At 72.1% G+C, this 16,929-nt stretch carries 12 protein-coding genes; 1 reads left to right on the top strand and 11 read right to left on the bottom strand.

The features are described from left to right. Positions 1-16 precede the first annotated feature (16 nt). From N4G70_RS00335 to N4G70_RS00295, 9 genes are all read right to left on the bottom strand, one after another. The gene (locus tag N4G70_RS00335) at positions 17-2,335 is read right to left on the bottom strand and encodes a xanthine dehydrogenase family protein molybdopterin-binding subunit (protein WP_261710302.1); all 2,319 of its coding nucleotides are present in this window, start codon (positions 2,333-2,335) and stop codon (positions 17-19) included. Next, entirely contained in the window at positions 2,332-4,434 is a 2,103-nt protein-coding gene (locus N4G70_RS00330) for a 2Fe-2S iron-sulfur cluster-binding protein (protein ID WP_261710301.1), read from the bottom strand. The genes N4G70_RS00335 and N4G70_RS00330 overlap by 4 nt, the downstream gene beginning before the upstream one ends. Next, on the bottom strand, positions 4,431-5,330 hold the full coding sequence (locus N4G70_RS00325) for a xanthine dehydrogenase family protein subunit M (RefSeq protein ID WP_261710300.1): 900 nt from the start codon (positions 5,328-5,330) through the stop codon (positions 4,431-4,433). The genes N4G70_RS00330 and N4G70_RS00325 overlap by 4 nt, the downstream gene beginning before the upstream one ends. Before the next feature lie 388 nt (positions 5,331-5,718). Continuing rightward, positions 5,719-7,428, bottom strand: coding sequence for a beta-N-acetylhexosaminidase (locus tag N4G70_RS00320; RefSeq protein WP_261710299.1), 1,710 nt, complete (start codon positions 7,426-7,428; stop codon positions 5,719-5,721). A gap of 775 nt (positions 7,429-8,203) precedes the next feature. Next, complete coding sequence (locus N4G70_RS00315) at positions 8,204-9,004, bottom strand: carbohydrate ABC transporter permease (protein WP_399034283.1); 801 nt, start codon at positions 9,002-9,004, stop codon at positions 8,204-8,206. 50 nt (positions 9,005-9,054) lie between these two features. Beyond that, a complete protein-coding gene (locus tag N4G70_RS00310; protein WP_399033568.1) occupies positions 9,055-10,011 on the bottom strand; it encodes a carbohydrate ABC transporter permease in 957 nt (318 codons plus the stop codon). A 5-nt stretch (positions 10,012-10,016) separates the two neighbouring features. Next, positions 10,017-11,315, bottom strand: coding sequence for an extracellular solute-binding protein (locus N4G70_RS00305; protein WP_261710298.1), 1,299 nt, complete (start codon positions 11,313-11,315; stop codon positions 10,017-10,019). Positions 11,316-11,550: 235 nt separating this feature from the next. Then, a complete protein-coding gene (locus tag N4G70_RS00300) occupies positions 11,551-11,844 on the bottom strand; it encodes a DUF3039 domain-containing protein (RefSeq protein WP_100578609.1) in 294 nt (97 codons plus the stop codon). A gap of 56 nt (positions 11,845-11,900) precedes the next feature. Continuing rightward, positions 11,901-12,461, bottom strand: a complete 561-nt coding sequence (locus N4G70_RS00295) for a YqgE/AlgH family protein (RefSeq protein WP_261710297.1) — start codon at positions 12,459-12,461, stop codon at positions 11,901-11,903. A gap of 254 nt (positions 12,462-12,715) precedes the next feature. Between N4G70_RS00295 and murA the strand changes: the two genes are divergently transcribed. Next, positions 12,716-14,056, top strand: a complete 1,341-nt coding sequence (murA, locus tag N4G70_RS00290) for a UDP-N-acetylglucosamine 1-carboxyvinyltransferase (RefSeq protein ID WP_261710296.1) — start codon at positions 12,716-12,718, stop codon at positions 14,054-14,056. Positions 14,057-14,555: 499 nt separating this feature from the next. Here the strand turns inward: murA and N4G70_RS00285 are convergent, their stop codons facing one another. Beyond that, on the bottom strand, positions 14,556-14,837 hold the full coding sequence (locus N4G70_RS00285) for an HU family DNA-binding protein (protein ID WP_003968811.1): 282 nt from the start codon (positions 14,835-14,837) through the stop codon (positions 14,556-14,558). A 400-nt stretch (positions 14,838-15,237) separates the two neighbouring features. After that, positions 15,238-16,671 carry an NAD-dependent malic enzyme gene (locus N4G70_RS00280; RefSeq protein ID WP_261710295.1) on the bottom strand — a complete coding sequence of 478 codons (1,434 nt, stop codon included), beginning with the start codon at positions 16,669-16,671 and terminating at the stop codon, positions 15,238-15,240. Positions 16,672-16,929: the final 258 nt, after the last annotated feature.

The following is a 16,929-nucleotide window of genomic DNA, read 5'->3' as shown; positions in this document are numbered from 1 at the left end:
CGGTTCGAGCGGGCGCCTAGCCCTGCTGGACCACCGCCGCCTGGGGCCGGATCGGCAGGCGGTTGACCGGGCGGCCGGTCGCGGCGCGGACCGCGGAGGCGATCGCGGCAGGACTGGTCACGACCGGGACGGCGCTGGCCGCCTTCGCGCCGAACGGGGCCACGACGTCCCGCTCCTCGACCAGCTTCACGATGCGGATGTCGGGGGCGTCCAGAGCCGTCGGCAGGGCGTAGCCGGTGAGGTCGGGGTGGCGGATGCGGCCGCGTACCGTGCGCAGGTTCTCGGTCAGGGCCGCGCCCACGCCCTGCGTCACCCCGGCCTCGATCCGGGCCGTCAGCCGGCGCGGGTTGAGGATCCGGCCCACGTCCTGGGCCACCGCGAGTTCGACGACCCGGACGGAGCCGAGCTCGATGTCGACGTCCACCACGGCGCGGATCGCGCAGAACGCGAGGCCCACGAACGCGTCGCCCTGGCCGGTCTCGTCGAGCGGCTCGGTGGGGTGCGGGCGGCACTGGGCGGTGGCCCACAGCTCCTTGCCGTCCATCGCCTCGGTGACCGTCGTCGACAGGACGCCGTCGTACGACGTGATCTTGCCGTCCGCGATCTGGAGCAGCTCCGTGGACATGCCGAACTTGTGCGCCAGGGGCTGGAGGAGCTGGGTGCGGACCATTTTGGCCGCGCGCTCCACCGCGCCGCCGGACACCCAGGTGTGGCGGCCGTGGGTGGCGGGGCCCGCAGGGGGCTGGTCGGTGTCGACCGGCGCGACGTGCACCTCGTCGATGCCCAGGGTCTCCTGGACGATCTGGCGGGCGAGCGTGGTGAAGCCCTGGCCGGTCTCGACGGCCGCGCAGATGACCGTCGCGACGCCGTCGTGGACCTTGACCGTGGCGGTGGAGACCTCGTCGGTGCCCTCCGCGCCGAGCATGTGGACCATGCCGAGCGCGTAGCCGACCCCGCGCCGCACCGCGTCCGGCTCGCCCGCGCCCTCGGGCCCGCCCGGCAGCAGCCAGTCGTCCTCGGGGGCGTCCTTGGGGAGGGTGGGGAGGGGGAAGTCCCGTACGGCGCCCAGGAGTTCGGCCACCGGCGCCGGACAGGTGACGGTCTGACCGGTGGGCAGCAGGTCGCCGGTGGCGAGCACGTTGCGCATCCGCAGCTCGGCCGGGTCGATGCCCAACTTGGCGGCCAGCTTGTCCATTTGGCCCTCGTACGCCGCGCACACCTGCATGGCGCCCTCGCCCCGGACGTGGCCGGACGGCGGGTTGTTGGTGCGCACCGCCCAGCCCTCCACGAAGGCGTGCGGCACGACGTAGGGACCGCACGCGAACGCGACGGCCGCGGCCAGGGATTCGGCGGACGCCTCGGCGTAGGCACCCGCGTCCAGGAGGATCTGCGCCTCGACCTTGACGAGGCGGCCCTCGGTGTCCGCGTGGTGGCGGTAGCGCAGCAGGGTGGGGTGGCGATGGGCGTGGCCGAGGAAGGACTCCTCGCGGGTCGCGGTCAGCTTGACCGGGCAGCCCGTCCTCAACGCCAGCAGGCCGAGCGGGAGTTGGAAGCCGAGGTCCTCGCGGTCGCCGGTCGCGCCGGGCACCCCGGTGACGACGACCTTGACGCGGTCCGGATCGAGACCGAAGCAGGCGGCGGCCAGATCGCGGTCGCCGTGCGGGTCGGTGGAGGCGGTGTACAGCTCCACGCCACCGTCGGGGCGCGGCACCGCGAGGCCGGCCTCGGCGCCGATCGGGGCAGGGTCCTGGCGGCCGATCCGGTACAGCCCCTCGACCACGACGTCGCCGGTGACCTCGGGGTCGCCGTACTGGAGCGGGAGGTGGCGGATCAAGTTGCCGTCAGGGTGCAGGGGTTCGGCGCCGAACGCCTTCTCCGGGTCGGTGACCGGCTCGAGCACCTCGTACTCGACGGCGATCGCGGCGGCCGCCAGGCGCGCGGTGTCCGGGTGGTCGGCGGCCACGGCGGCGATGGGCTCGCCGTGGTGGCGTACGTACTCGGCCGCGAAGACGGGACGGTCGGCGATGCGGCGGCCGAACGCCGGGTCGCCCGGCACGTCGGCGTGGGTCACCACGGCCCGTACGCCCGGCATGGCGGCGGCGGCCGTGGTGTCGATCGAGACGATCCGGGCGTACGCGTGCGGGGCCCGCAGCACGGCCGCCCACAGCAGGCCCTCGGCCCACAGGTCGGCCGCGTAGGGGAAGGTCCCCTCCGTCTTCGCCCGCGCGTCGACCGGCGCGAGCGACGCGCCGATCCCGTGCGCGGGCGGCTGCTGCTCCGGCCCGGCCACCGAGGTGGCCCCGTCGACCGTCGCGGTGGCTGCGTCGTTGCTCACGCCATGCCTCCGTCGTGCGTGTGCGGGGGCTTGGCGCTGCCGGCCCCGGGGGGTGCCTGGTGCGGAATGCGGGCCTCGTCGGCCAGGGCTCCGGCGGCCTCGCGGCCCGCCACCACGTCCTTCACGGCGTCGAGCACGCCGCGATAGCCGGAGCAGCGGCACAGGTTGCCGCAGAGCGCCTGGCGCGTTTCGAGCTCGGTGGGGGCGTGGTTGCCCTCCAGCAGGTCGTGCACGGTCATGGCCATGCCGGGGATGCAGAAGCCGCACTGCACGGCGCCGCTCTCGGCCAGCGCGCGCTGCACGTCGGAGGGTTCGCCGTCGGTGGCGAGCCCCTCGACGGTACGGACCTCGCTGCCGGCGGCGGTCGCCGCGGGCACCAGGCAGGAGGCGACGAGCCGCCCGTCCACCTGGACGTTGCACGCCCCGCACTCGCCCTGCGAGCAGCCGTCCTTGGCCCCGGCGAGCCCGAGCCGCTCGCGCAGCACGTACAGCAGCGACTCGCCGACCCAGGCCTCGGTCACGGGCCGGTCGGCGCCGTTCACGCGCAACACGTAGGAGGCGCGGGGGTGTTCGAGGTCGGGGGCGCCGGTGAAGGCGGGGACGGCCTCGTCGACGGGGGTGACGTCGGCGATGCCGGCGATGGCGGTGGTCTGGGCGCTCTCGGTGGTTCCGGCGCTCTCGGTGGTCCCGGCACTCTCGGTGGTCCCGGGGGCGCCGGAGGTTTCGGGAGCGTGGGGAGCCTCGGGGGTCCCGGGAGCCTCAGGAGTCCCGGGAAGGGCGACGTCTTCGGGCCCGGGCCCGGGCGCGGGCGCGGGCACGGCCTCGGCCGTCTCGATCGCGGGCACACCGTGCGATTCCGGTACGGCTTCGGCCAGGGGCTCGACGGCGACGGGCTCCTCGGGGAGCGACGCGGCGGGTACGTCGGCCGGGGCGGGTACGTCCGGCGCCACAGGAGCGGCTGGAGCTTCAGGAGCGGCCGAGGCGTCCGGGACGTCCGGGGCGTCCGAGGTGTCCGGGACTTCCGGGGCGGCCGGGACTTGCGGGGCTTCCAGGGCGTCGGGCGTCGACGGGGGGTTGCTCGACGGAAGGTGCGGCGTCGCGCCCGGCGCGTCCGGTACCACCGGCGCGGACAGCGCCGAGTCCGCCTCCGCCGCGCCCGGACCTGCCGGGGTTCCCGGAACCTCGTGGGCACCGTGCTGCGCGTCGTGGCGCAGGTCGGGATGCGGGCCGGGGTGCGGGCCGGGGTGCGGATCCTGGTGGACGTCGCGGGGCGTGTCGGGGTGCGCGTCCAGGGCGTCGAGGGGCAGCTCGGCCGCGGGGGGCGCATGCTCCGGCGTGGGCTGCGGCATGGCCTCCGGCAGGGGCTCCTGCGTGGGCTCCGGGAACTGGTGGGCCCAGGGGGCGGGTGCGCCGCCGGGGAGGGTGGCGGGCGGGGTCGAGCCCCACTGCTCGATCAGCGCGGAGGTCGTGAACTCCCCTGATTCCTCGGGGAGTTCACCCTCGGCGACCGGGATCGTCCACTGACCGGTGCCCGCGAGCGAGGGCTCGTCGGGGAAGTGCCACTGGCCCGTGGCGGAGGGGTCGTGGGCGGGCTGCGTCGGGGTCGCGGGCAGGGGGGTGGGCGCGGGGGGCTCCGGCCACACCACGGTCTGCGCGCCGGGCGCGGGGTCGGTGCCGGACGCGCCGGGCGTGCCCTGGCCGGTGGAGTCCGCCGGTTCGGCCGCCTCGGTGGGGATGCGCCAGATGCCGGTGGCCCCGGGGTCCGTCGCCGCGACCGGGGTGAGCGGCACGATCATCGGCGGTACGTAGCCGTGGCCGGGCGCCGCGAGGGGGGCGCCCATCATGTCCATGTCCGGGGGGAGCTGGACGAACGCGGTGGCGTCGGGCTCGTACTCGCCGCCGTGCGGCACCGGCTCCCAGGCGCCGTGCCGGGGCGCCTGGCCGTAGCCGTACTGGTGCGGCTGCCCGTACTCGTACTCGTTCTCGCCCTCGTGCCCGTGCTCGTATGCGCTCTCGCGCTCGTACTCGTTCTCACGTCCGCGGGCGTATGCGTTCTCGCGTCCGCGCTCGGGCTCGTGCTCGTTGTTGCGGTCGGTCACGACAGCGCCCTCCCCAGTGCTCGTCGGGCCAACGCGGCGACGGTGCGCCGCAGATGCAGTACGGCGGGCGAGAGGGGCGGAGGCGGTGAGCCGTCCGCCGGGGGCGCCGGGTCCGGGATGCAGGCGGCGGCCACGTACTCGCCGAACGCGCCGAGCGCCTCGGGGGCCAGCGCCGCGCGCTCGCCGTCCCAGTCGATGAGCGAGGCGATCCAGCGCTCGGCCTCCAGGGGGCGCAGCGGCATGGGCGCGATGGCGCCGACCGCGCAGCGCACTCCGCGCCGGGCCGGGTCGAGGACGACGGCGACCGAGGCGGTGGCCCGGCCGGGGCCGGTGCGGCCGGTCGCCTTGAGGAAAACTTGGGGCGCGTGCAGCAGCGGCACCCGGACATACCCGATCAACTCGGCCGGGGCGAGCATGTCCCGGCCGGCCAGCAGATGCGATACGGGAATCTCGCGCCGGGCGGCGTCCGGGCCCGCGATGACCAGGGTCGCCTCCAGCGCGGCGAGCACGGGCAGCGCGTCACCGGTCGGGGCGGCGGAGGCGATGTTGCCGCCGAGGGTGCCCGCGTTGCGGATCTGCGGGGGCCCGGCGGCGCGCGCGGCGGCGGCGAGCGCCGGAATGAGCGCCGCGAAGTCCGGGCGCCCCATCCGGGCGTGGGTGAGACCGGCACCGAGCAGGGCGTGGCCGTCCTGGTACTGCCAGCCGCGGATCTCGTTGATCCGGCCGAGCCCGACGAGGCCGGCGGGGCGCAGCAGGCCCCGGTTCACGGCCGCCATCAGATCCGTGCCGCCCGCGACGGGCACGGCGGCAGGCATGGCCGCGAGCGCCGCCACGGCCTCGTCCAGTGAGGCAGGCAGCGTCACCGACTGCGCCGCCTGCGGTGCGTGCGTGGTCAACCCAGCTGCCCCTTCCCGGTGTCCCGGCCGTACGACTGTGCCGTCTGTGGCCACCTGCTGATGGCCGTACCGTACGTGCTCACAACCCGGACGTGGCAACTCTGGCACAACTTCCGGACCGCGCGACGGGTGGGTCCACGAAGCGCGCTTCCGTCCCCGACCAGGGGAATGTTCCGGTTTCGCAGGCCTTGTACGACTTATGCGGTACGCCTTGTTCCGCACACCCGGGGTTCGTCACGGCGGTCTTCCTCGGTCGTCCTGGGTCTTGCTGGGTTTTGCTGGGTCTGCTGCTGGGGTCTTCCTCGTAGCCGGTCGCGGCCAAGGGCGGCCGTGAACCGGGGCCACGCTCCCAGGGAGACGAGGGCGGGGCGCCGCGTTGGGGCGGGGCTCACCTGTTTGGGGGCGCCCCCTCGATCGGGCGTCCGAGCACGCCGGGGCGCTGCTGCCAGGGCAACGGGCCGGTGGGCGGGCGGTAGTCGACACCGAGGGCGTCAAGGCGCTTGTAGTGGGCGGTCATTCGGCGCTCGAAGTCGGCGAAGTCGCGGTCGGCGGGGGCGGGCAGCGCGCTCCAGGCGACCTCGGCGAAGGCGGCGAGGCGGGGGAACACCTGGTAGTCGACGCGCGACTGGTTCTCCATCACCTCGGTCCACACATTGGCCTGCGTGCCCAGGATGTGGGCGGCGGCCTCCGGGCCGAGCTGGGGCGGAACGGGCTCGAAGCGGTAGACGTCCTCCAAGGTACGGACGAACCCGATGGGCACGGGCTCGTCGGCGCCCGGGGCCTGCCGGTGGTCCAGGTACACGTACTGCTCGGGGCACATCACGACATCGTGCCCGGCCTCGGCGGCGGCGATCCCGGCCCCGTATCCGCGCCAGGACGAGACGGCGGCGCCGGGCGCGAGGCCGCCCTCCAGGATCTCGTCCCAGCCGATGAGGCGGCGTCCGCGGGCGCCGAGCCAGGTGTCGAAGTGCCGGATGATCCAGGACTGGAGCTCGTTCTCGCCGGCGAGCCCGAGCTCACGGATCCGCTCCTGCGCGACGTCCGACTTCTGCCACTGCTCCTTGGGGCACTCGTCGCCGCCGATGTGGATGAAGGGCGAGACGTCCTCGGGGAAGAGGTCGAGCACCTCCTCCAACACCCCTTCGTAGAAGCGGAGGGTGCTGTCAGTGGGGGCGAGTACGTTCGGATTGACGCCCCAGGTGTCCCACACGGAGAGGGAGGCGGTGTCGATGACGTCGGTGTTGCCGAGTTCGGGGTACGCGGCGATGGCGGCCTGCGAGTGGCCCGGGATGTCTATCTCGGGAACGACGCGAATATGGCGCTCGGCGGCGTACGCGACGATCTCGCGGATGTCGTCCTGGGTGTAGTAACCCCCGTGCGGCTTCTCGTCCCACAGGGGCGAGGCGCGATGCCCCCACTTGGTCCGCCCACGCCACGCGCCGACCTCGGTGAGCCGTGGATGCCGCTTGATCTCGATCCGCCACCCCTGGTCGTCGGTGAGGTGGAAGTGGAAGACGTTGAGCTTGTGGGCGGCGATGAGGTCGAGGTAGCGCAGCACGCCGTCCTTCGGCATGAAGTGCCGTGCCACATCGAGCATGAGCCCGCGCCAGGCGAAGCGGGGGTGGTCCTCGATGGTGACCCCGGGCAGCGCCCAGGACCGCCCCCTGTCCCTCGGCGCGGCGCGCCGGAAGGCGTCGGGGCCGAGCAGTTGACGCAGCGTCTGAATACCGCGGAAGACGCCTGCGGCGGTGCCGCCCTCGATGAGTACGGCGGCGTCCTCGCGGGAGCGGTCGGTGGAGAGCCGGTACGCCTCGGGGCCGTGCCGGCCGGCGATCTCCTCGCTGACCCGCAGCACGACGCGGTCGGATTCGACGCGCTCGTCGCCGACGCCGTTGCCGACGCCGACGCCGACGCCGTCCGGCAGGGGGAGCCCTGTCGCGACCCCGATGGTTCCCCTCAGGAGGGGGGCGAGGGGGGCGGTTTCGGGGGTGGTGTGGAGGGTTGTGGTGGGGGTGAGGTGGGTGAGGGTTGGGGTGTGGGTGTGGGTGTGGGTGTGGTGTGTGCTGCTGGGGGCGGGGATGAGGTGGTCGATGTCCATCGGGGGCCTTTCGGGTGGGGTGGGTGAGGCTGGTCAGGGGTGGGTTGTGTAGCCGGGCGGGAGGGTTGGGGGGTGAGGGGCGTTGGGGGTGAGGGGTGTGGGCTGAGAGGACCGGGGTGCCTTTCGCGCAGTTCCCCGCGCCCCCGACTCCCTTTCGTCCTCGCGCCGTACGTGGCTGGTCGCGCAGTTCCCCGCGCCCCCAAGACCGGTTTTCGTCTGCGGGCCGTGCGTGGCTGGTCGCGCAGTTCCTCGCGCCCCTGGTCGCCCGTCGGTCTGCGGACCGTGCGTGCTCCTCGCGCAGTTCCTCGCGCCCCTGACTCTCGATCCTGCGGACCGTGCGTGGCTGGTCGCGCAGTTCCCCGCGCCCCCAACTACTTGGTGCCGGCCCGCACGGGACACTTCAGCCCCTAACTACTCGGTGCTGGCCCGCACGGGACACCTCAGCCCGTAACTACTCGGTGCTGGCCAGCACCTCAGCCCGTCCGGCGTTTGAGGACGAGCGCCGTTCAGGCGCGAACGGGGTCTGGGGCGGAGCCCCAGAGGTCCCGGAACCATCCAACCCCCGTCACGGGCGGGCGGGTGGGCAAAGGTGCCCGGGGTCTGGGGCGGAGCCCCAGGAGGGCCGGAGCCAACCAACCCCGCCGTAGGGGCGGGTGGGTGGGCGAACCCCCCGGGGGCTGGGGCAGAGCCCCAGGGGGCCCGGAACCAACCAACCCGGTGGGTGGGAACCCCGCACGCGGGGCCGGGGCGAAGCCCCGGGAGAGCCGGGGTCGGGTTATTTGAGGGCGCCCCCCATTCCCGCCACCAACCTCCGCTGCACCAGCACGAAGAACACCAGCACCGGCACGGTCATGACCGTCGACGCCGCCATGATCCCGCCCCAGTCGTTCTCGTCCGGCTTGAAGAACACCAGCAGCGCCATCGGCAACGTGGACTGCGAGGTGTCGCTGATGATGAACGACCTCGCGAACAGGAAGTCGTTCCACCCGGAGATGAAGGAGAAGACGCTGGTCGCCACGAGCCCGGGGAAGACCAGCGGGAACAGGATCTGCCACAGGAAACGCGTACGGCTCGCACCGTCGAGCGCCGCCGCCTCCTCGAGGGCGACCGGCACCCCCTTCACGAACCCCCGCAGCATCCAGATCGCGAAGGGCAGCGAGAACGCCAGGTGCGGCAGGATCAGCGAACCCAGCGTGTTGAGCTGCCCCAGGTCCCGCATGAGGAAGAACAGCGGGATCGTCAGCGCCTCGACCGGCACCATCTGCGCCACCAGGAACATGATCAGCAGCGTGGTGCGGAACCGGAACCGGAAGCGGGTCACCGCCGTCGCCGCGAGGAAGGCGATCAGCGCCGAGAGCAGCACCACCGACCCGGCCACGATCAGGCTGTTGAGGAAGTACCGCCCGAAGTCCTGTTGCGCGAACACCCGGCGGAAGGAGTCGAGGGAGGGGGACACGGTCCACGGCCTCGGGTGGCTCGACTGCACCTCCCCCGCCGGTTTGAACGCGGACAGCGCCATCCAGTACAGCGGGAAGGCCACCACCGCGGCCACCAGGAGCGCGGCACCCTCGGCCATCAGCCGCCCGGGCCTGCGGATCCGTACAGCGGAAAGGGTGGTCAGGGACCTCACAGTTCCTCCCCCTGGCGGCGCAGCAGCCGCAGATACACCAGCGTCGCCGCGAGCAGGATCAGCAGCATCACCACGCCGATCGCGGAGCCGAGGCTGTACTGCGACGAGGCGAACGCCTTCTGGTACGCGTACACGTTGAGGACCAGGTTCTGTCCGGCGATGCCGCCCCCGTTCGTCATGACGTAGATCTGCGTGAACACCTTGAAGTCCCAGATGACGGACTGGATCGTGACGACGGTGAGGATCGGGCGCAGCATCGGCACCAGGATCGAGCGCCAGATCCGCCACTGCGAGGCCCCGTCGAGGGCGGCCGCCTCCAGGACCTCGCCGGGGACGGCCCGGATCCCGGCGTACACCGTGACCATCACGAACGGGAAGGAGCACCACACCACTTCGAGCAGGACGAGCAGGAACGCGCTGTAGCGGCCGTACGTCCACGAGTGGTCGCCGAGGCCCAGGACGCGGTTGACCGGGCCGAAGTCCGGGTCGAAGAGGAACATCCACACGGTCGAGCCGGTGATCGCGGGCGTCGCCCACGCGCCGAGCGCGGCCAGCATCAGCGCGAGCCGGGGCAGCGCCCGTACCCGGGTCAGCAGGACGGCCAGGGCGCAGCCGACCGCGAGGGTGCTCAGGACGCAGGCGGCCGCGAAAACGAGGGTGGCGAGCAGCACCGACCAGAACTGGCTGTCCGAGAACAGCTCGGTGTAGTTGCCAAGGCCCTGGAAGCTGGTCGGCTCGCCGCCGCTGACCTGGGCCTGGGTGTACTCCAGGAAGGAGATCAGGCCGAGTTGGTAGATCGGGTAGACCAGGAGCGCGCCGAGGACGACGAGGGCGGGGGCCAGATACAGCCAAGGCGTCCAGCCGGCCCGGCGCGCCGAGGGACCGCGTACGCGCCCGGGGGTGGGGGCGGGGACGGCCGGGGGCGCCGGAGCCGTCCGGCGTGCGTCGGTCACCGGGCTCAACCCGCCGCCCCGAACGCGTCGTTCATCTTCTTCGCCGCGTCCGACGACGCCTTCGCCACGTCCTTCTTGCCGCTGACGATCTCCTGGAACATCGTGGGCAGCACCAGCGAGGAGTCGATCTGGCCCCAACCGGGCGACGCGGGAACGAACTTGGCGCCCGCGGCGAGGGTGCGGACGAACGGCTCCACGAACGGCTGCTTCTTCGCGACGTCGGCCCGCACATCGGTGTACGTCGGCAGGAAGCCCATCGCGTCGAAGAGTTCGCGCTGGGTGGCCTTGCCGGCGAGCTGCTCCATGAGGCCGACGGCGAGCGTGCGGTGCGAACTGCTCTTGAGCACACCGACGTTGTTGCCGCCCGCGAAGGCCGGTGCGATGGAGCCGGGTGCCGGGCCCGGCAGCGGTGTGACGGCGTACTTGCCCTTGACGGAGCCGGCTTCGATGGCGGCGTGGTTGAAGTCGCCGCCGATCGCCATGGCCGCCTTGCCGCCCGCGAACGCGGTGACGGTGGCGTTGCCGCCCATCTGCGCGCACTTGGCGGCGGGGCAGTTGTCGTCGCCGAAGAGCGAGGTGTAGGCCGTGATGCCCTTGCGGGCGGCCTCGGTGTCGAGGGCCGAGGTGTATTTTCCGCCGTTCTCGGTGGCCAGTTCTCCACCGTTGGCCCACACGAACGGCAGCGCCCCATAGGTGTAGGCGCCGCCGACCGCGAGGCCGTAGAGGTCGGGCCTGGCCCGGTGGATCTTCTTGGCGGTCGCGATGAGCTCGTCCTGGGTCGCGGGCACGGGGAGGCCCAGCTCCTTGAGGACGTCGGTGCGGTAGTACAGCGCGCGTACGCCCACGAACAGCGGGGCGCCGTACACCTTTCCGCCCACCGTGACGGACTGCTTCGCGGTCGGGTCGGTGTCCTTGGCCTCGTCCCAGGCGGCGAACTCGGCGCTCACGTCGGCGAGTCCGCCGTCCTTCACATAGCCGGCCGTGTCCGTGTTGCCGTACTCGATCAGGTCGGGCGCGGAGCCGGGGTCGTTGAAGGCGGCCTTGATCTTCTGGGCGCGGGACTCGACGGGTATGTACTCGACCTGGACGCGGGCCCCCTGGTGGGCCTTCTCGAAGGCGGCCACGGCCCGGTCGACGACGTGCTGCTTGGGGCCGTTGTTCACCTCCTGGAAGAGCCAGACCCGCAGGGTGCCGCTCTTGTCGTCGCTCTTCGCGCCGCTGTCGGACGTCTGCGGGGCACAGGCGGCCAGCCCGGCGAGGGCAAGTGCCGCCAACGGCACGGCGGTTCGGGCAGAGAGCTTCACTACAGGGATCCCCCCCATGACCGTTGCAACATACGCAACGAGCGTTTCGCATACTGCACAACAGGGAGGAGGTTATGGCGGAGGCAAAGCCCCCGCAAGAGGTCTGGACAACTCCGCACATGCGAACGGCCCCCGGGGTGTGCGTGACGCACACCCCGGGGGCCGTTCGAACCACTCGGACCGCTCGGACCTCGGGAAGCCCCGGACCTCCTGGGCCGCTCGGGAAGCCCCGGACCTACTTCTTGTCCTTGCCGCCCTTGTCCTTGTCCTTGTCGCCACCGGCGCCCATGGACTCGTAGATCTCCTTGCACATCGGGCAGACCGGGTACTTCTTCGGGTCGCGCCCCGGCACCCAGACCTTGCCGCAGAGCGCGACGACGGGCGTGCCGTCCAGCGCGCTCGCCATGATCTTGTCCTTCTGGACGTAGTGGGCGAAGCGCTCGTGGTCGCCGTCGCCGTTCGACACCTGGGGTGTCGGCTCTACGAGGGTCCCCGTACCTGCCCCGCGCTCGGGCTCAAGAGTGCTCATAACCACCAAGGGTACTGAAGGCGAGCGCGCCCGGTGGCGGCGCGTCGGCCCCACCGTCAATTGAGCGAGGGGTCGTCCGGATAGGTGGCCACCATCGCGAGCTCGCTGCGCTGGCGGCGCAGCACCGCCCGCCACAGGCTCTCCGGTTCCGGGGACGAGACGTCACCGGGCTCCGACTCGACCACGTACCAGGCGCCTTCGGTGAGCTCGTCCTCCAGCTGGCCGGGGCCCCAGCCCGCGTACCCGGCGAAGATCCGCAGCGAGCCGAGCGCCGCCGCGAGCAGTTCCGGGGGCGCCTCCAGGTCGACCAGGCCGATCGCCCCGTACACCCGGCGCCAGCCGAGCGGCCCCTCGTCACCGGGGATGACGGCGACCCCCAGGGCCGAGTCCAGGGAGACCGGGCCGCCCTGGAAGACCACGCCGGGCTCGCCCGCCAGACCCGCCCAGGACTCCAGGATGTCGCCCACGCCGACCGGCGTCGGGCGGTTCAGGACCACGCCGAGCGTGCCCTCCTCGTCGTGGTCGAGGAGCAGCACCACCGCGCGGTCGAAGTTGGGATCCGCGAGCGCGGGAGTCGCGACGAGCAGCCGCCCGGTGAGCGAGGACACCTCGGTCATGCGGACATGATCCCGCATAAGCGGGCCGAGCGGGGAGCGCACGGCAGCAATGGGGCGCACGCCCGTTTCACCCGACCGCCACGCCCTCGCGGCGACCGCCCAGAACCCGTGACGCTGTGGTGAACTTCCTGCGCGGAGCGTGCTGTAGCGAATTCATTACCTCTCCGAACCCTCCCAGGCCTTATGGGGCAGGGGTGAAAGCCCCTTACCCTTTATCCCTGCCCCTTGCCCGACCACTCCGGAACGCGAGATTCATGACCGGCACAGACGATGTCCTGCTTGTCCACGGCGGAACCCCGCTCGAGGGCGAGATCCGCGTCCGCGGCGCGAAGAACCTCGTGCCGAAGGCGATGGTCGCCGCCCTTCTCGGCAGCGGCCCGAGCAGACTGCGCAATGTGCCCGACATCCGCGACGTACGCGTCGTACGGGGCCTGCTGCAGCTGCACGGCGTCACCGTCCGCCCCGGCGACGAGCCGGGCGAGCTGATTCTCGACCCGTCCCACGTCGAGTCCGCCAACGTCGCCGACATCGACGCGCACGCGGGTTCCTCGCGGATCCCGATCCTGCTCTGCGGCCCGCTCCTGCACCGCCTGGGCCACGCCTTCATCCCGGGCCTCGGCGGCTGCGACATCGGCGGCCGGCCCATCGACTTCCACTTCGAGGTGCTCCGCCAGTTCGGCGCGACCATCGAGAAGCGCGCCGACGGCCAGTACCTGGAGGCGCCCCAGCGTCTTCGCGGTTGCAAGATCACGCTGCCCTACCCCTCGGTCGGCGCGACCGAGCAGGTGCTGCTCACCGCCGTCCTGGCGGAGGGCGTGACCGAGCTCTCCAACGCCGCGGTGGAGCCGGAGATCGAGGACCTCATCTGCGTCCTGCAGAAGATGGGCGCGATCATCGCGATGGACACCGACCGGACCATCCGGGTCACCGGTGTCGACACCCTCGGCGGGTACACCCACCGGGCCCTCTCGGACCGCCTGGAGGCCGCCTCGTGGGCGTCCGCCGCGCTGGCGACCGAGGGAGACATCTACGTCCGCGGCGCCCAGCAGCGCTCGATGATGACGTTCCTGAACACCTACCGGAAGGTCGGCGGCGCCTTCGAGATCGACGACGAGGGCATCCGCTTCTGGCACCCCGGCGGCTCGCTCAAGTCGATCGCGCTCGAAACGGACGTGCACCCCGGCTTCCAGACGGACTGGCAGCAGCCGCTGGTCGTCGCCCTCACCCAGGCCACCGGCCTGTCCATCGTCCACGAGACGGTGTACGAGTCGCGGCTCGGCTTCACCTCGGCGCTCAACCAGATGGGCGCGCACATCCAGCTCTACCGCGAGTGCCTGGGCGGTTCGGACTGCCGCTTCGGGCAGCGCAACTTCCTGCACTCCGCGGTCGTGAGCGGCCCCACCAAGCTCCAGGGCGCCGATCTGGTCATCCCCGACCTGCGGGGTGGCTTCTCGTACCTCATCGCGGCGCTGGCGGCGCAGGGTACGTCCCGGGTGCACGGGATCGATCTGATCAACCGGGGCTACGAGAACTTCATGGAGAAGCTGGAGAGCCTCGGCGCGAAGGTCGAACTCCCCAACGGTTCGCTGGTCTAACCCCCTGGGGCGCAGCCCCAGCCCCCTCGGGGGCTGCGCCCCCGGACCCCCCTTCGCGCCTGAAGGGCGCTCGTCCTCAATCGCCGGACGGGCTGAGGTCGCCCGATGCGGGCCACCACCAGTCCTGCCAGGGGCGCGAGGAACTGCGCGAGAAGCGACCACGACCCGCAGCCGACCGAGGTCTTTGGGGGCGCGAGGAACTGCGCGAGAAGCGACCACGACCCGCGGCCGACCGAGGTTTTGGGGGCGCGGGGAACTGCGCGAGAAGCGGGCACGGTTCGCAGGATCGAGAGGGTTGAGGGGCGCGGGGAACTGCGCGATCAGCCACGCACGGCCCGCAGGCCGAAAGCCGGCCCAGGGGCGCGGGGAACTGCGCGAAGAGGCGACCACGGCCCGCACCCGACGGACAGGCTCGCGGCACGCGAAAGGGCGGCCACCCCCAACACGGGGTGGCCGCCCTCAGCGTTGCTGCTGAGCGACCTTGCAGAGCAAAGGGCGCTTACTTGCCCTTCGCGGCTTCCTTGAGCTTCGAGCCCGCGGAGACCTTCACGCTGTAGCCGGCCGGGATGTTGATCGGGTCGCCGGTCTGCGGGTTACGAGCGGTACGAGCGGCACGGTGGGTGCGCTCGAAGGTCAGGAAGCCGGGGATGGTGACCTTCTCGTCGCCCTTGGCGACGATCTCGCCGACCGTCTCGGCGAGAGCGGCCAGGACGGCGTCGGCGTCCTTGCGAGTCACCTCGGCGCGGTCGGCCAGCGCGGCCACCAGCTCACTGCGGTTCATGTTCTTACTCCCGTGTTCTTCTTGCCTGTGAGGCGTGCCACGCGGCGGAAGCCGCATGTTGGATACAGCGAAGCCGATGCTGCCAGGGCACTCGGACAGTCCCCGGACCCGGGTCCGGTTTGCACGACCTCGCGTCCTGGGGGTCCCCCCTGGACGAAGTCCTTGGGGGAGCATCCTGCCCCCACCTGTGGCGGGAAAGCCAATCCGGCACCCTCCCGAGTCACACCGAGTCACACGAAAAGCGCCACTGCCTCAGGGTGGTGACGCCCCGTCGACCCCGTGCGCACCCCCGTGGAGAGCCCCCTCGGACGGTGCCGGGGGGTCGCCGGTGCGGATGCGGGTCATGGTCCGCCACCCTAAGGGGGCGTTCCTGGGCCCGCATCCCGCGACGCGCCGGAGCTCAGGCCGACGTGGGCCCCGTCACAGCGGCTCCGGCGGCCTTGGCGGCGGTGCGGACGGCCCCGGCGACGGCCCCGGCGACCTTGTCGTTGAAGACGGACGGGATGATGTAGTTCGCGTTCAGCTCGTCCTCGGCGACGACGTCCGCGAGCGCGCCGGCGGCGGCCAGCATCATGTCCGTGTTGACGGTGCGGGACTGGGCGTCGAGCAGGCCGCGGAAGACGCCCGGGAAGACCAGCACGTTGTTGATCTGGTTGGGGAAGTCCGAGCGGCCGGTGGCCACGACGGCCGCCGTCTCGCGGGCGATCGCGGGGTCCACCTCGGGGTCCGGGTTCGCGAGCGCGAACACGATCGCGCCCTCGGCCATCGCGGCCACGTCGTCGCCGTTCAGGACGTTGGGGGCGGAGACGCCGATGAAGACGTCGGCACCGACCACGGCCTCCTTGAGGGTGCCGGTGAGGCCCTCGGGGTTGGTGTTGTCGGCGATCCAGCGCAGCGCGGAGTCGGGGCTCGCGTCCACCAGGTCCTCGCGGCCCGCGTGCACCACACCGTGAATGTCGGCGACGACGGCGTTCTTGACGCCGGCCGCGAGCAGCAGCTTCAGGATGGCGGTTCCGGCCGCGCCGGCGCCGGACATGACGACGCGTACGTCGCCCATTCCCTTGCCCACCACGCGCAGCGCGTTGGTCAGCGAGGCCAGCACCACGATCGCGGTGCCGTGCTGGTCGTCGTGGAAGACGGGGATGTCGAGGGCCTCGCGCAGCCGGGCCTCGATCTCGAAGCAGCGCGGCGCGGAGATGTCCTCCAGGTTGATGCCCGCGAAGCCGGGGGCGATCGCCTTGACGATGGCGACGATCTCGTCGGTGTCCTGGGTGTCCAGGCACAGCGGCCAGGCGTCGATGTCGGCGAAGCGCTTGAAGAGGGCCGCCTTGCCCTCCATGACCGGCATGGCGGCCATCGGGCCGATGTTGCCGAGGCCGAGCACCGCGGAGCCGTCCGTCACGACTGCGACGGTGTTGCGCTTGATGGTCAGGCGCCGGGCGTCCTCGGGGTTCTCGGCGATCGCCATGCACACCCGGGCGACACCGGGGGTGTAGATCATCGAGAGGTCGTCACGGTTGCGGATGGGGTGCTTCGACTGCATCTCGATCTTGCCGCCGAGGTGCATCAGGAACGTACGGTCGGAGACCTTGCCGAGGCTGACGCCCTCGATGCCGCGCAGCTCCTCGACGATCTCGTCGGCGTGCGAGGTGGAGGTGGCCGCGATGGTGACGTCGATCCGCAGCTTCTCGTGGCCGGAGGCGGTCACGTCGAGGCCGGTCACCGATCCGCCGGAGGACTCCACGGCCGTGGTGAGCTGGGAGACCGCCGTGCCGCTGGCGGGCACCTCAAGACGGACCGTCATCGAGTACGAGACGCTGGGCGCCGTTGCCATGACCGTGTTCCTCTGCTTTCCCTGGCTTCGTTACCAGCACCGCCCCGGCTGTGGCGCGGCGGTGCCATCCGATGGTCGCACCTACTGGCTGGTAGCCGATAATGGGCGGCCTTTTTCGGAAAGTTGTTTCCACCATACGAGAAAGGGGTGGTCGGACGGAAGCCCCTCCGGTGACCCGCCCCGGCCGGAGGCCACCGCCCCGACGGCCGTGCGGCCAACGACAACAGGCCCACGCCATCCGAAGATGACGTGGGCCTG

It is taken from the genome of Streptomyces sp. ASQP_92 (genome assembly GCF_025399895.1).
GTDB lineage: Bacteria > Actinomycetota > Actinomycetes > Streptomycetales > Streptomycetaceae > Streptomyces.
Note: the sequence above shows the minus strand (reverse complement) of the source record. Positions and strands in the feature narration are given on the sequence as shown.